Raw genomic sequence first — 12828 nt, 5'->3', positions numbered from 1 at the left:
GGCCCGGCCGCGGTGAACCAGGCGGTGAAGGCCATCGCCATCGCCCGCGGCTACATCGCCCCGGACAACCTGGACCTTACGGTAAAGCCCGCCTTTGTCAAGCTGGACCTGGAGAACGAGGAGCGGACCGCCCTGCGCTTCACCATCAAGGCACATCCCTTGGAGTCTTGACCGCCCGCGCGTTGGCGCTGGACCTCCTCCTGGCCGTGGAGGCGGGGGGGAGGCTCCAGCCCCTTTTGTCTAGCCTTGTGCGCCGGTACGCCCTTTCTCCGGCGGATAGGGCCTTCCTAACCCATCTGGCCTACGGGGTCTTTCGCCGCCTGCGGTATCTGGACCATCTCCTAAAGCCCCTTTTGAAAAAGCCGGAAAGGCTGCCCTCCAGGGTGCGCTGGGCCCTGAGGGCAGGGGCCTATGAGTTCCTCGAGGGGAAACCGGGGTACGCCCGGGTCCACCCTTGGGTGGAGGAGGTAAAAAGGACCCATCCCGCCTTGGCGGGCCTGGTCAACGCGGTTCTTAGGCGGCTCGAGCTCAAAGAGGCCCCACTGGGGGTTTGGCTCTCCCTTCCGGACTTCCTTCTGCAGGCTTGGGAGGCCTTCTTCGGCGAGGTGGCGTTCGCCCAGGCCTTTAACCAGCCTGCCCCCCTCTTCGTCACCGCCTTGGGGAACGCCTCTTCCTTGACCTTGAGGCCGGGCCCCCTGCCGGACAGCTTCGTATGGGAAGGGCCCGTGGGGGAGACGGAGTTTTCCGCCCTCGGCCTTCAGCCCCAGAACCCCGCCTCCCTTTTTGCGGCCCAGCTTCTAGGGGTGGCTCCTGGGGAGGAGGTTTTGGACCTCTGCGGGGGGGCGGGGGTAAAGGCGGCCTACCTGGCCTCCCGGGGGGCGCGGGTGCGTTCCTTGGACCTCCATGCCGGGCGGCAAAGGTCAGGGGCGCGGACCTGGAGGAGGCTGGGCCTCGAGGTGGCCTTTGAGACTTGGGACCTGAGGGTGCCCATTCCCTACCGGGCCGGCAAGGTCCTTCTGGATGCCCCCTGCACGGGCACGGGGACGTTTCGCACCCATCCGGAGGCCCGTTACCGGCTAGATCCAAAGGGCATCCAGGCCATGGCCGCCCTCCAGGCCCAGCTTTTGGAAACCGCCGCCCAGGCCACGCGGCCCGGGGGGGTTCTGGTCTACTCCGTCTGCACCCTGACGGAGGAGGAGGGGGAGGGGGTGGTAAGGGGCTTTTTAAATCGGCACCCGGAGTTCGTCCTCGAGCCCTTTTTTTGCCCTTTGCCCGTCCTTCGTGAGGGCCTGGGGGTCTATGTTCGACCGGAGGACGGGCTGGATGGGTTTTACTACGCCCGGTTGAGGCGGGTAGACTAAAGGCATGAAGCTCGTCTTCGTGGGCTTGGGCAAGATGGGGAGGAGCATCCTCCGGGGGGTTTTGGAGAGGGGGTTCCTCCTTCCAGAGGAGGTGGGGGTCTTGGGCCGGAGCCCGGAGCGGACCCACGAACTCGCCCAGGCCTTCGGGATCCGGGAGGTAAGGCCTGAGGAGCTCGGCCGCGCGGAACGGGTCCTCATCGCCGTTCAGCCCAGGGACTTTCCCGCCTTGGCCCCCTTGATCGCCCACCCCCTGACGGGCTACCTCTCCATCATGGCCGGGGTTTCCACGGGGGTTCTAACCCGGAGGCTGGGGACACGGCGAATCGTCCGGGCCATGCCCAACCTGGCGGCGGAGATCGGGGAAAGCTCCACCGCCCTTTTCGGACCCAAGGAGGCGGAGGAGGCGGGGGATCTGGCCTTTGCCCGGTCCTTGTTTGCCACGGTGGGGGATGTGTACGAGATCCCCGAACGGCTTTTTGATGCCTTCACTGGGATGTCGGCCTCCGCCCCCGCATATTTGGCGGTGGTGGCCGAGGCACTTGCGGATGGAGGCGTGAAGATGGGCATTCCGCGGGCCTTGGCGTTGAAGCTGGCGGCGGATGCGCTGGCCGCCACGGGGGAGCTGCTCAAAAGGACCCATCCCGCCCGGCTTAAGGACGAGGTGGCGAGCCCGGGGGGGACCACCATCCACGGCCTCTTCGCCCTCGAGGCCAAAGGCCTCCGGGCCGCCCTTATGGAGGCGGTGGAGCGGGCCACCCTGAGGGGGCAGGCCCTGGGGGAAGAGGAATGAGGCTTTGTGTTTGGGCCCTTTTTCTTTCAGCCTTCGGGCTGGCCCAGGCCTACCTCCCCCTCGAGGCCGGCCGCACCTGGGTCTACTCCGACGGAACCGTCCAAAAGGTGGTCAGCCGGCAAGGGGACGGGGTGGTTTTGGAGTACACAAAGGAGGCCTCCTTCCGCCGGGACCGGCTGCGCCTGAAAGACGGGGTCTGGCTTTTAGGCGTGGAACTCCCCCAGGGGGTCTTTGCCTATGCGCCCCCCCTTCTTTTGTACCCCGGCCGCCTCGAGGTGGGGGCCTCTTGGTCCAGCCGGGGGGTCTTCCAGGGGCAAACGGTGGCCCTTTCTGGCCGGGTGGAGGCGGTGGAGGGGGTAGAGGCCCTCCTGGGTCGGTTCAATGCCTACCGCCTCCGGCTGGCCTACACCACCAAGAAGGGGGGGGCGGGCCTGGTGGAGCTCTACCTCGTCCCCGGGCTCGGGGTGGTGCGGTACCTGAGCGGGGGCAGGCCGGTAGACCTGGTCAAAACAGCGCCCTGAGGATTTCCCAGTACATCCGCATCCGGTGGGCAAAGCCTTCCAAAACCCCCCGTTTCTCCTCCTTCATCACCTGGCTCACCCCCTCCAAGGGCAGGTAGACCACCCGCCAGCCCGCCCGTTTGGCGTGCTTGGTGAGGAGGAGTTCCAGGTCATACCGGGCCAGCTCCAGCCCCCCCATTCGCCTCAGGGCCTCGGTCTCGAGGGCCCTTTGCCCTGAAAGAAAGGGGGTGATGCGCATGGCCCAGTCGGTGGAAGCCCGTCCTTTCCGGAAGACCCCCACGCTCATCCGCGCCTCACCGGCCTGGACGGGTTTTAGGAGGGCGTGGAGGTGTTCCGGCCGGAGGCCGATGAGGTCCGCGTCCAGGAGGAGGAGGTAGGGGGTTTCCACCCGCTTAAGCCCCTCCGCCACCGCCCCGCCCTTGCCCAGGTTCCTTGAAAGCCGCACCACTAAGGCCCCCGCCGCCTCGGCCCTTTGGGCCGTGGCGTCCTGGGAGGCATCGTCCGCCACGATGACGGGAAACCCCGCCTCCCGCGCCACTTTGACCACCTCGGCCACGGTCTTTTCCTCATTGAAGGCGGGGATAAGGACGGTGGCCTGCATCTAGCCTCCGAAAAGCCGCTTCAGGTCCTGGAGGGTCACGAGGAGGACGAGGAGGAGGAGGAAAAGGAAGCCCAGGTAGTGGGCCAAGGCCTCCTGCTCCGGCTTCAGGCGGAACAGGCGGGAAAGGAGGAGCAAGAAGATCCGGCCCCCATCCAAAGCGGGGATGGGGAGGAGGTTGAACAAAGCCAGGGAGAGGTTGATGGCCACCGTCAGCTCAATCAGCCGGAAAACCCCCTCCTGCGCTGCTTTGCCCACCTCGGCCACCAGGCCCAAGGGCCCCACCACCCCGCCTTCTTTACCTGAAAGGGTGGAGAAAAGCCCCCCCACCAAGGCCTTCACCATCTGGGGTAGAAAGGCCAGGGCGCGGGAGGCGCTTAAACCAAGGGCCTCGGCGAATCCGATCTTCCGGTAGATCACCTCCGGCTGGTAGACCACCCCGAGCCGCGTAGACCCCGGCTTCCAGACCAGGGGAAGCACCAGCTCCCTCCCCTCCCTCAGGAGGGTCAGGGTGTGCGCCCCCGGGGTCTTGAGCCGGTTGATCCCCTCCGCCCGCTCCAGGGGTTTTCCATCCACCGCCACGATGACGTCCCCTGGTTTAAGCCCGATGGCTTCCGCAGGGCTTCCCTGGGCTACCTCGAGGACCACCGCCCGGCCCGTGGCTTCGGGCACCCCCTGGGCGTGGAAGAGGTAGGCCAGGAGGAAGAGGGCGAGAAGAAGGTTCATGAACACCCCGCTTACGAGGACGAGAAGCTTCCCCAAAAGGGTTAGCCGGTCGTACCCGAGGCCTTTCTCCTCCGGGATGAGGCCCTCGATGTCCGCATACCCTCCTAGGGGGATCGCGGCGATCCGCCACTCCGTGCCCCAGAGGGGTTTTCGGAAGAGTACGGGGCCGAAGCCGACGCTGAAGGCTTTAACCCGGACCCCCTGGAGCCTGGCCGCCAGGTAGTGGCCGAGCTCGTGAATGAAGATGCTGAGGCCAATGATGAGGATAAACCAAACCAAGCTCATCTTCTTGCCACCTCTTTCGCCCAGGCATCCACCTGGTAGAGGTTCTCCCAGGTTAAAGGAAGGTCAGGGGTTTGGGAAAGGACCTTTTCCAAAAGCCTGGGAATATCGGTGAAGCGGATCTCCCCTTTCAAAAAGCGCTCCACCGCCACCTCGTCTGCGGCGGAGACCGCCACCTGGAAAACCCTGCCCTTCTTCCCCGCTTCATACGCCAAAGCCAAGGCGGGGAAGCGGTGGAGGTCGGGGGGGAGGAAGTCCAGCCGTTCGGGGAGGGGGAGGTCTTTGAGGGGGGTTTCGGCCCGGTGGGGATGGGTCAGGGCGTACTGGATGGGAAGGCGCATGTCCGTGGGGCCTAGGCTGGCCTTGAGGGTACCGTCCTTAAACCGGACCAGGCCGTGGACGTAGGCCTGGGGGTGGATGAGGACCTTGATCCTTTCCAGGGGAAAGCGGAAGAGCTCCTTGGCCTCCAAGACCTCCAGGCCTTTGTTGAAGAGGGTGGCCGAGTCCACCGTGACCTTGGGCCCCATCCTCCACCTGGGGTGGTTCAGGGCCATCTCTGGGGTGACGCTGGAGAGGTCCTCAGGAGCGAAGAGGAAGGGGCCGCCGCTTGCGGTGAGGATGAGCTCGGCCACGTCCTCCCTGGCCTCCCCCAAAAGGGCCTGGAAAAGCGCCGAGTGCTCCGAGTCCACGGGTAGGATCTCCGCACCAGAGCGGCGGGCCTCCTCCCAAAGGAGGGGACCCGCGGCCACCATGCTCTCCTTGTTGGCCAGGGCCACCCGCCGCCCCTGGCGGACGGCGGTAAGGGTGGGCCCAAGGCCCGCCAGGCCGGGGATGGCGGCCACCACCGCCTCGGCTTCTAAGGCGGCCACCTCCTCGGGGCTTCCGAGCCTCAGCCAGGGGAAGCGGGCCTTAAGCTCAGGATAGAGGGTTTCCTCTGCGGCCACCATGAGGGGTTGGAAGAGGGCGATCTGTTCTGAGAGGACCTCGAGGTTTTTCCCGGCCACCAGGCCCACCACCCTTAGTCCCAGCCAGCGGGCCACCTCCAGGGCCTGACGACCGATGGAGCCCGTGGAACCCAAAACCACAAGCCTCATGTGAAGATCACCGCCAGATAATAGGTTAAAGGTAGGGTAAAAAGAAGACTGTCTATCCGGTCCAGAAGCCCCCCGTGCCCGGGGAGGAAGTTCCCCGAGTCCTTCACCCCACAGTAGCGCTTGAACATGCTTTCCGTGAGATCGCCAAGCTGGGCGGCCAGGGAAAGGAGGAGGGAGAAAAGGATCAGCTCTAGAATCCCGAAGGGGAAGGCTTGGCGCACCAGGCTGGTGTAGAAAAGAAGGGCGAAGAAGCTCACCAACATCCCCCCGAGGGAGCCCTCCACGGTCTTACCCGGGCTGATCTCGGGGGCGAGCTTACGCCTTCCGAAGCGGCGCCCCACGAAATAGGCCCCGATGTCTGTGGCGAAGCTGGCCACGATGGGCAAGGTCAGTGTCCAGAGCCCGCTCGTCCCGTCTGGGCTGTAACGGAGGAGGAGGGCGTAGCCCAGGGTCCAGGGCAGATACAAGAAGGCCATCAGACTGAAGGCGAACCGGGGGATGTTGGCCCCCTGGAGGAGCTCATAGCTGAACGCCCCCAAGAGGACCATTCCCAGCGCCACCTCCCGCCAGGGGACCTGGGGGTAATGCCAGTAGAGCTGGGGCAAGGAGAAGAGGAGCATCACCACCCCTCCTGCCCGGAGGAAGAAGAGGTTGAGCTCTACCGCCTTCCGCTTGAGCATCTCGTGCATCTCCCAGGTGCCCACAAAGAGGACGAAAAGCAAGGTGGGGAAGAGAAGAGGGAGCCCCACCCATAGGACGAAGAGGAGGAGGAAAGCGCCCGCCAAGGCGGAGGCCACCCGGGTGGATAGGGACTCCTTCACCCCAGGATCTCGGCTTCCTTCTTTTCCAGGGCCTGGTCCACCTTGGCGATAAACTCGTCGGTGATCTTCTGCACCTCGGCCTCGGCCCGCTTGACCTCGTCCTCGGGGAGGTGCAGCTCCTTCTCCAGCTTCCTAAGCCTTTCCAGTCCTTCCCGCCGGATGTTCCGGATGGCGATGCGGGCTTCCTCGGCCATGTGGCGTACGCTCCGGACCAGCTCTTTTCGCCTTTCCTCCGTGAGGGGAGGGATGTTGATGTAGAGGGCATCCCCCCGGTTCGCTGGGTTCAGCCCCAGGTCCGACTCCCGGATGGCCTTCTCAATCGCCTTGAGGGCGTTTTGGTCCCAGGACTGGACCACCAGGGTCCGGGCATCTGGGGCGGTGACGGTGGCGATCTGGTTCAGGGGGAGGTGGGCGCCGTAGTACTCCACCTTAAGGTGGAGAAGCAGAGCAGGGTTTGCCCGGCCACTCCGAACCCCCGCCAGATTGTGCTCCAAAGCCTCGAGGGACTTCTGCATGTGGGTGCGGATCTCCTGGTAAAGTTCCTTTAACATACCTACCTCCTAGGTGTGGATGAGGGTCCCGATCCTCTCTCCCCGGATAATACCCGTCAGGGCTCCGGGTTTAAAGATGTCGAAGACCACGATGGGGAGCTGGGCCTCCATGCAGAGCGTGAGCGCGGTGGGGTCCATGACCTGGAGGCCCCGGTTCAAAGCCTCGAGGTAGGTGAGCTCGTCAAACCGGACCGCATTCGGATTCTTGCGGGGATCGTCGGAGTAGACCCCATCCACCTTGTTTTTGGCCATCAGGACGACCTCCGCCCCTACCTCCAAGGCGCGGAGGGCAGCGGCGGTGTCGGTGGAGAAGAAGGGGTTCCCGGTGCCGCCGCCGAAGATAACGATCCGCTCCTTCTCGAGGTGGCGCAAAGCCCGGCGGCGGATGTAGGGCTCCGCCACCTGGGTGATGGTGAGGGCGGTCTGGACCCGCGTGGGGATGGAAAGGGCTTCCAGGGCGTCCTGAAGGGCTAAGGCGTTCATGATCGTGGCCAGCATCCCGATGTAGTCCGCGGTGGCCCGGTCCATCCCCACCCCCTGCCGGGTTCCCCGCCAGAGGTTCCCGCCCCCGATGACCACGGCCATCTGGGCCCCGGTCTCGTAAGCCTTCTTAATCTCCTCCGCAAGGCGCCGAGTGGCCTCGGGCTCTATGCCGAAGCCGTTTGTGGTGAGAAACTCACCGGAAAGCTTGAGTAGGACGCGTCTGTATTTCATGCCCAAAAAACAGGGCCCTGAGGAGAGCCTCAGGACCCCTTGCCTCCCATGGCCTATGCCCCCAGCTCAAACCGGCAGAAGCGGCGGATGACGATGTTCTCCCCGATCTTGGCAATCGCCTCCTGGATGAGCTCTTTCACCTTTACCTTGTCGTCTTTGACAAAGGGTTGCTCCAGGAGAACGACCTCCTCCAGGTACTTCTTAATCCGCCCCTCTGCGATTTTTTCCGCGATCTGCGGGGGCTTCCCCTCGTTCAACGCGGCCTGGATGTAGATCTGGCGCTCCTTTTCCAGCTCCTCTGCTGGGACCTCCTCCGGGCTCACGTACCTGGGGGCCGCCATGGCGATGTGCATGGCTAAATCCTTGGCTAAGCTCTGGAAGAGCTCGTTGCGGGCTACAAAGTCCGTCTCGCAGTTGAGCTCCACCAGCACCCCCACCCGCTGGTTGTGGTGGATATAGTGGCCGATCACCCCTTCCCGGGCTTCCCGGTCGGCCTTCTTGGCCGCCTTCAAGGCACCCCGCTCCCGGAGGAGCTGGATGGCCTTTTCCTCGTTCCAGCCCGCGTCCTCCAGGGCCTTCTTCACGTCCATCATCCCCGCCCCGGTGGATTCCCGGAGCTTTTTGATGAGCTCGAGCTGGCTCATGCTTCCACCCCTCCTTCGTCGTACGCGGCGGGGGCTTCCGCCTCCACCAAGGCCCGGGAGGGGGAGGGTTCCACCACCCCGCCCCTGGCTTCGATGATCAGGTCCGCCACCCGGGAGAGGATGAGCTGGATGGAGCGGATGGCGTCGTCGTTCCCGGGGATGATGTAGTCCAACTGGTCAGGGTCGGAGTCGGTGTCCGCCAGGGCGGCCACGGGGATCCCCAGCCTTTGCGCCTCCTTGACCGCGATGTTTTCCTTGGTGGGGTCCACCACGAAGAGGGCATCGGGAAGGCGCTTGAGCTTACGGAAGCCGGAAAGGTACTTCCTGAGCCGCTCCAGCTCGTGCTTAAGCCGCACCTGCTCCTTCTTGGGCCGCTCTTGGATGGCCTCGGAGGCGAAGAGCTCCTCCAGTTCCTCCAGACGGTCCACCCGGCGGGAGATGGTCTTGAAGTTGGTGAGCATCCCGCCTAGCCAGCGCTGGTTCACGTAGGGCATTCCACACCGGTCGGCCTCGAGCTGGAGGATGTCCTGGGCCTGCTTCTTGGTTCCCACGAAGAGGACCGTGCCGCCGCGCATGGCCAGGTCCTCGAGGAAGCGGAAGGTCCTTTCCAGCTCCACCATCGTCTTTTGTAGATCAATGATGTGGATGCCGTTGCGCTCCGCGTAGATATACCGGGCGAACTTCGGGTTCCAGCGCCGACGCTCGTGGCCGAAGTGGACCCCGGCCTCCAGGAGTTCCTTGACCGCAATCTGAACAGGCATATTCCTCCATTCGGGGAAGGTTGAGGTGAGCGTTCACTGGTGCGGCGAAAGCTCCCCGGCGCAGGACCTTCCCCTGCCCGCGCCCGCCTTCGGCGCACCGCCACCGATTATACCGGCAAGGGGCCCTTTGCGAAACCCCCAGGCTTTGCTATACTCCTTTTGGCCCTTGGGGCCGTAGCTCAGAGGGAGAGCACCTGCCTTGCAAGCAGGGGGGCGGCGGTTCGAATCCGCCCGGCTCCACCAAAAGCCCGGGAAGGCCCGGGTTTTTTTCTAGCCGCCCATGCCTTCCGGGATCCGTACCACCACCGCCTTCCCCCTGACCGTGAGGACCCCGTCCGCATAGACCTCCGTCTCCACCACCACCTTCCGCTCGGTCCTTTCCCGGACCCGCCCCACGGCCACCAGGGTGGGGCCCAAGGGGGTGGGCTTAAGGAACTGCACCTCGAGGCTCGCGGTCACGCACCGGGGGTAAGGGCCTTGGTCCCCAGGGGTGGGCTCGAGTTCCTTAAGGGCCGCGGAGCCCGTGGCGGTGGAGTGGCAGTCCACCAAGGAGGCGAGAAGCCCCCCGTAGACGAAGCCAGGGATGGCGATGTGGTGGGGTTTGGGGGTGAAGGCCGTGCGGCTTTCCTTCCTTTGTGGATCCCAGTAGGTTTTGAACTGGAGCCCCTCCGGGTTCAGGCGGCCGCATCCATAGCAATGGGCAAACGCCTCCGGATAGTAGGACTGGATGTAGTTCACGCCATCCCCTCCGCCTTCCACTTCTCGGGCACCGCCCGCCTCAGGAAGTCCACGATCTCCTGCGTGCTGGTCCCCGGTCCGAAGACCTCGGCCACGCCCAGGGCCTTCAGCTTGGGCACATCCTCGTCTGGGATGATGCCCCCTCCGAAGAGGAGGATGTCCGAGGCCCCGGCCTCGTCCAGGAGCCGCTTGACCTCACGAAAGTAGTGCATGTGGGCCCCGGAGAGGATGGAAAGCCCAATGGCGTCCACGTCCTCCTGCAAGGCCGCAGAGACGATCATCTCCGGGGTCTGGCGGAGACCGGTGTAGATGACCTCCATCCCCGCATCCCTTAAGGCGCGGGCCACCACTTTGGCCCCCCGGTCATGCCCGTCCAGGCCGGGTTTGGCGATGAGCACCCGTATGCGCCGATCCATGGCCCTAGTTTAGACGTAGGCGGGCTCCTGATACACCCCGTAAACCTCCCGCAAAACGTCCATCATCTCCCCCAGGGTGCAGTAGGCCAGGGCGCATTCCACGAAATGGGGCATGGTGTTTTGCCCCTCCACCGCTGCCTGGCGTAAAGCGGAAAGAGCCTCCTCCACCCGCTTCGCGTCCCGCTCCCGCCGCACCCGGGCCAGACGCTGGGCCTGCACCCGCTCCACCTCGGGGTCCACCAGCTGGATGGGCACCTTCAAGGGGATTTCGTCCGTGAAGGCGTTCACCCCCACGATGATCCGCTCCTTTCTCTCCACCTCCTGCTGGTAGCGGTAGCTGGCCTCCGCAAGCTCCCGGAGGAAATACCCCTCCTCGATGGCCCGGACCACCCCGCCCATGCGGCGGATCTCCTCGATGATGGCCATGGCCTGGCGCTCCATCTCGTCGGTGAGCCATTCCACGTAGTAGCTTCCCGCCAGGGGGTCTATGGTGTGGGTAACCCCCGTCTCGTAAGCGATGATCTGCTGGGTCCTTAGGGCGATGGTGGCAGACTCCTCCGTGGGAAGGGCCAGGGCCTCATCGTAGGCATCGGTGTGGAGGGAGTTGGTCCCGCCCAGGACGGCGGCCAGGGCCTGGATGGCTACCCGGGCGATGTTGTTTAAAGGTTGCTGGGCGGTGAGGGAGACCCCAGCGGTCTGGGCGTGGGTGCGGAGGGCCCAGCTTTGCGGATTCCTGGCCCCGTAGCGGTGGCGCAGCTCCTTGGCCCAGATGCGCCGGGCCGCGCGGAACTTGGCGATCTCCTCAAAGAAATCGTTGTGCACGTCAAAGAAAAAGCTGATCCTGGGGGCGAACTCGTCCACATCCAGGCCTCGTTTCAGCGCGGCCTCCACGTACTCAAACCCGTCTGCCAGGGTCCAGGCGAGCTCCTGCACGGCGGTGGAGCCCGCCTCGCGGATGTGGTAGCCGGAGACGGAGATGAAGTTCCACTTGGGAACGTTCCTCGGCCCCCACTCAAAGGTGTCGATGACCAGCTTTACGCTGGGCTCAGGAGGGAAGATGAACTCCTTCTGGGCGATGAACTCCTTAAGGATATCGTTTTGGATGGTTCCCCCGAGCTTTTTCCAGTCGTAGCCCTTTTTCTTCGCCACCGCCAGGTACATGGCCCAGATGGCGTTGGCGGGGCTGTTGATGGTCATGGAGGTGGTGACCTCCTCGAGGTTGATCCCCTCAAAGAGGATCTCCATGTCCGCGAGGCTGCTGACCGCCACCCCGCACTTGCCCACCTCTCCCCGGGAAAGGGGATGGTCGGAGTCATACCCCATCAGGGTGGGAAGGTCAAAGGCCACGGAAAGGCCGGTCTGGCCCGCCCTGAGGAGCTTTTTAAAGCGTTCGTTGGTCTGCTCGGCGGTGCCGAAGCCCGCGAACATGCGCATGGTCCAGAGCTTGGACCGGTACATGGAGCCGTAGACCCCCCGGGTGTAGGGGTATTCCCCAGGGTAGCCCCGCTTTTCCTCGTACTCGGGGTCTAAGACACCGATGTCCTCCGGGGTGTAGAGGGGCTCGGGCGCGATATTGGAGAGGGTTCGGTGGGCCAGGGGGCGCTCCGGCATCTTTTCCAGGCTCTTCTGGTAGGTCTCCCGCATCCAGTCGTGTTTTTTCCGCATAGGCCCTCCCGCTTGCCCTAAGTATAATACGGCTTTTTGCATGGGGGAAGATAGGCGTCACACCAGAGGGGCGCTCCTCAAGGGGCCCACCTGTTCGGCCACGTGGGCTTTCAGCGCATAAAGAAGCCGGTCCAAAGGGGCTCCCTCTAGGTAGGCTAGGGCTTCCGTGCCGGGGAGGAAGAGGATGGCCCTTAGGGCCTCTACCCCCTTCTCGCCCAGGTAAACCCCCTCCGATCCCAGCCGCCCTCCCTTCAGGTGGGTCCCCTGGCCCAGGAGGCTGGGCGCGAGGCCCGCCGCCTTCACCATCCGCCACCCTGCCCAGACCAGGGCCAAAAGGGGGGGATCGTGTTTGGCGATGCCCCTTAGCCCGGAGATGAAGACGGGGAAGAGGCGGGAAGCGGCCTCGGGGGAGGCCAGGGCGTAGCCGAGTTCCGCCAGGAAGCTCGCCATGAGGTAGCGCCGGGGGGCCTCGAGGCCGGAAAGCCGGCCCACAAGCTCCACCTGGGTCAGGGTGGGAAGGGCCTCCGGGCCTTTTTGGTAGAGCTGGAAGCGCACGTGGTGAAAGAGGGAAAGCCTTCCCGTTCGGCCCGTGGGCCTCTGGCCCTTTTTGGCCACGGCCTCGAGGGTTCCCCTGGGGGTTAAAAACCGCACCAGGAGGTCCCCCGAGGCAAGGGGCCTCCGGCCCACCACGATGCCTTCCTCGAGGCGGTACCGCTCCACTTTTCCATGTTATGCTAAAGCTATGAATGACCGCACGCTTCAGGACATCCTGGAATGGCTGGTGCTGGGCCTTTTAATCGCGGTGGGCCTGCTCCTTGCCCTTTGGCTTGGCGGGTGGGTCTTCACCTTCTTGGGCAAGCTCCTTCTGGCCCTCTCCGGCCTTGTTTGGTTCATTTTGAAGTATGCTGTTCCTGCCTTGGTCCTGGTAGGGCTGGCCTATCTGGTGGTGCGCTTCCTACAGAGGCGCACAGCATAGATCGGATTTTCTCTAAGAATAAGTGAAAGTTCACGAAACGATCCTTCACTTAACGCTTGGCTGACCTCTCATCACTTTGAAAACTAACTGACCTCCCCCTCTTGGTTGCGACAAGGCAAACTTAAGCCATGCAGCCCCTACCTTTTACTCCCAAGGATCTGGTTCCTTTC

17 protein-coding genes and 1 tRNA gene are annotated in these 12828 nt (G+C 64.2%); 6 read left to right on the top strand and 12 right to left on the bottom strand.

The window, feature by feature from the left end; all coding sequences use genetic code 11:
• The 4 genes from C4301_RS07550 to C4301_RS07535 form a co-directional block, all read left to right on the top strand.
• The coding region (locus tag C4301_RS07550) for a stage V sporulation protein S (RefSeq protein WP_352414487.1) at positions 1-171 on the top strand (171 nt) is incomplete at its 5' end.
• Positions 168-1361, top strand: a complete 1194-nt coding sequence (locus tag C4301_RS07545) for an RsmB/NOP family class I SAM-dependent RNA methyltransferase (protein WP_352414486.1) — start codon at positions 168-170, stop codon at positions 1359-1361. The genes C4301_RS07550 and C4301_RS07545, both read left to right, overlap by 4 nt.
• Before the next feature lie 4 nt (positions 1362-1365).
• Positions 1366-2151: a pyrroline-5-carboxylate reductase gene (proC, locus tag C4301_RS07540; RefSeq protein WP_352414485.1), complete on the top strand. Its 786-nt coding sequence runs from the start codon at positions 1366-1368 to the stop codon at positions 2149-2151.
• A complete protein-coding gene (locus tag C4301_RS07535) occupies positions 2148-2672 on the top strand; it encodes a hypothetical protein (RefSeq protein WP_352414484.1) in 525 nt (174 codons plus the stop codon). Before proC ends, C4301_RS07535 begins: the two co-directional genes overlap by 4 nt.
• Here the strand turns inward: C4301_RS07535 and C4301_RS07530 are convergent.
• The 8 genes from C4301_RS07530 to rpsB are packed head-to-tail and all read right to left on the bottom strand — an operon-like array spanning position 2656 to position 8863.
• Positions 2656-3273 carry a glycosyltransferase family 2 protein gene (locus C4301_RS07530; protein ID WP_352414483.1) on the bottom strand — a complete coding sequence of 206 codons (618 nt, stop codon included), beginning with the start codon at positions 3271-3273 and terminating at the stop codon, positions 2656-2658. The two genes, C4301_RS07535 and C4301_RS07530, sit on opposite strands and share 17 nt — an antisense overlap.
• The gene (locus C4301_RS07525) at positions 3274-4281 is read right to left on the bottom strand and encodes a M50 family metallopeptidase (protein ID WP_352414482.1); all 1008 of its coding nucleotides are present in this window, start codon (positions 4279-4281) and stop codon (positions 3274-3276) included. It lies immediately after the preceding gene.
• Positions 4278-5372 (bottom strand): 1-deoxy-D-xylulose-5-phosphate reductoisomerase, encoded by a 1095-nt coding sequence (gene dxr, locus C4301_RS07520; protein WP_352414481.1) that lies wholly within the window; start codon positions 5370-5372, stop codon positions 4278-4280. Before dxr ends, C4301_RS07525 begins: the two co-directional genes overlap by 4 nt.
• Complete coding sequence (locus tag C4301_RS07515; protein WP_352414480.1) at positions 5369-6193, bottom strand: phosphatidate cytidylyltransferase; 825 nt, start codon at positions 6191-6193, stop codon at positions 5369-5371. Before C4301_RS07515 ends, dxr begins: the two co-directional genes overlap by 4 nt.
• Positions 6190-6744 carry a ribosome recycling factor gene (frr, locus tag C4301_RS07510; protein ID WP_352414479.1) on the bottom strand — a complete coding sequence of 185 codons (555 nt, stop codon included), beginning with the start codon at positions 6742-6744 and terminating at the stop codon, positions 6190-6192. Before frr ends, C4301_RS07515 begins: the two co-directional genes overlap by 4 nt.
• A 9-nt stretch (positions 6745-6753) precedes the next feature.
• On the bottom strand, positions 6754-7458 hold the full coding sequence (gene pyrH, locus C4301_RS07505; protein WP_352414478.1) for a UMP kinase: 705 nt from the start codon (positions 7456-7458) through the stop codon (positions 6754-6756).
• A 53-nt stretch (positions 7459-7511) separates the two neighbouring features.
• Positions 7512-8102 (bottom strand): translation elongation factor Ts, encoded by a 591-nt coding sequence (gene tsf / locus C4301_RS07500; RefSeq protein ID WP_352414477.1) that lies wholly within the window; start codon positions 8100-8102, stop codon positions 7512-7514.
• Positions 8099-8863 carry a 30S ribosomal protein S2 gene (rpsB, locus tag C4301_RS07495; protein WP_352414476.1) on the bottom strand — a complete coding sequence of 255 codons (765 nt, stop codon included), beginning with the start codon at positions 8861-8863 and terminating at the stop codon, positions 8099-8101. Before rpsB ends, tsf begins: the two co-directional genes overlap by 4 nt.
• Before the next feature lie 168 nt (positions 8864-9031).
• Between rpsB and C4301_RS07490 the strand changes: the two genes are divergently transcribed.
• A tRNA-Ala gene (locus C4301_RS07490) sits at positions 9032-9106 on the top strand.
• A gap of 27 nt (positions 9107-9133) precedes the next feature.
• Here C4301_RS07490 and C4301_RS07485 read toward each other — a convergent pair.
• Genes C4301_RS07485 through recO form a run of 4 tightly spaced genes read right to left on the bottom strand, consistent with a single transcriptional unit; the run spans position 9134 to position 12402 of the window.
• On the bottom strand, positions 9134-9601 hold the full coding sequence (locus tag C4301_RS07485; RefSeq protein ID WP_352414475.1) for a PaaI family thioesterase: 468 nt from the start codon (positions 9599-9601) through the stop codon (positions 9134-9136).
• Complete coding sequence (locus C4301_RS07480; protein WP_352414474.1) at positions 9598-10017, bottom strand: cobalamin B12-binding domain-containing protein; 420 nt, start codon at positions 10015-10017, stop codon at positions 9598-9600. Before C4301_RS07480 ends, C4301_RS07485 begins: the two co-directional genes overlap by 4 nt.
• A gap of 9 nt (positions 10018-10026) precedes the next feature.
• Positions 10027-11682 carry an acyl-CoA mutase large subunit family protein gene (locus C4301_RS07475; RefSeq protein WP_352414473.1) on the bottom strand — a complete coding sequence of 552 codons (1656 nt, stop codon included), beginning with the start codon at positions 11680-11682 and terminating at the stop codon, positions 10027-10029.
• Positions 11683-11739: 57 nt separating this feature from the next.
• Positions 11740-12402, bottom strand: coding sequence for a DNA repair protein RecO (gene recO, locus C4301_RS07470; protein WP_352414472.1), 663 nt, complete (start codon positions 12400-12402; stop codon positions 11740-11742).
• Between the two features lie 22 nt (positions 12403-12424).
• Between recO and C4301_RS07465 the strand changes: the two genes are divergently transcribed.
• Positions 12425-12658, top strand: a complete 234-nt coding sequence (locus C4301_RS07465) for a hypothetical protein (protein WP_352414471.1) — start codon at positions 12425-12427, stop codon at positions 12656-12658.
• Positions 12659-12828: the final 170 nt, after the last annotated feature.

It is taken from the genome of Thermus sp., assembly GCF_040290245.1.
Lineage (GTDB): Bacteria > Deinococcota > Deinococci > Deinococcales > Thermaceae > Thermus_A.
The sequence above is the reverse complement of the archived record's forward strand: the minus strand, read 5'-3'. Positions and strand labels throughout refer to the sequence as shown.

Coding starts and splice junctions, on each gene's coding strand:
- proC (WP_352414485.1), top strand. CDS start 1,366: ATGAAGCTCGTCTTCGTGGGCTTGGGCAAGATGGGGAGGAGCATCCTC.
- C4301_RS07535 (WP_352414484.1), top strand. CDS start 2,148: ATGAGGCTTTGTGTTTGGGCCCTTTTTCTTTCAGCCTTCGGGCTGGCC.
- C4301_RS07530 (WP_352414483.1), bottom strand. CDS start 3,273: ATGCAGGCCACCGTCCTTATCCCCGCCTTCAATGAGGAAAAGACCGTG.
- C4301_RS07525 (WP_352414482.1), bottom strand. CDS start 4,281: ATGAGCTTGGTTTGGTTTATCCTCATCATTGGCCTCAGCATCTTCATT.
- dxr (WP_352414481.1), bottom strand. CDS start 5,372: ATGAGGCTTGTGGTTTTGGGTTCCACGGGCTCCATCGGTCGTCAGGCC.
- frr (WP_352414479.1), bottom strand. CDS start 6,744: ATGTTAAAGGAACTTTACCAGGAGATCCGCACCCACATGCAGAAGTCC.
- pyrH (WP_352414478.1), bottom strand. CDS start 7,458: ATGAAATACAGACGCGTCCTACTCAAGCTTTCCGGTGAGTTTCTCACC.
- tsf (WP_352414477.1), bottom strand. CDS start 8,102: ATGAGCCAGCTCGAGCTCATCAAAAAGCTCCGGGAATCCACCGGGGCG.
- rpsB (WP_352414476.1), bottom strand. CDS start 8,863: ATGCCTGTTCAGATTGCGGTCAAGGAACTCCTGGAGGCCGGGGTCCAC.
- C4301_RS07480 (WP_352414474.1), bottom strand. CDS start 10,017: ATGGATCGGCGCATACGGGTGCTCATCGCCAAACCCGGCCTGGACGGG.
- C4301_RS07475 (WP_352414473.1), bottom strand. CDS start 11,682: ATGCGGAAAAAACACGACTGGATGCGGGAGACCTACCAGAAGAGCCTG.
- C4301_RS07465 (WP_352414471.1), top strand. CDS start 12,425: ATGAATGACCGCACGCTTCAGGACATCCTGGAATGGCTGGTGCTGGGC.